This window comes from Pseudomonas sp. HY2-MNA-CIBAN-0224 (assembly GCF_040310285.1).
Taxonomy (GTDB): domain Bacteria; phylum Pseudomonadota; class Gammaproteobacteria; order Pseudomonadales; family Pseudomonadaceae; genus Aquipseudomonas; species Aquipseudomonas helleri.
In genome coordinates this window covers 1-280 of sequence record NZ_JBEOPQ010000421.1, presented here as the reverse complement: position 1 = coordinate 280, position 280 = coordinate 1, and the positions used below count along the sequence as shown (strand labels likewise).

Sequence of the window (280 nt, the reverse complement as noted above, 5' to 3'; positions counted from 1 at the left end):
GTTGAAGTATGATCGACGCTCGCTTCAATACCCGTATTAATAAGCTCCACAATGAGGGATAAGAATGAAGCAATCACAAGCACCATTATGGCGCTGACGTTAAAAGGCATAAATATAATGACCGTGAACAATAAGAGATTGAGCCAGATAACTTGCCTAAAGGCCGCTTCAAACTTATAAGCCGCTTTAAAACCATCTATAGAATACCCCGTAGCTTTTACAATACGGGCTAACCCTTTTTTACCTTTAACCTCATTTGCAAAACTATCCGCTACAAAAG

General features: G+C 39.6%; 1 protein-coding gene. It reads right to left on the bottom strand.

Annotated features, from left to right (window positions below):
* The coding region (locus AAEZ03_RS27005) for a diacylglycerol kinase (RefSeq protein WP_502947967.1) at window positions 1-224 on the bottom strand (224 nt) is incomplete at its 3' end.
* Window positions 225-280: the final 56 nt, after the last annotated feature.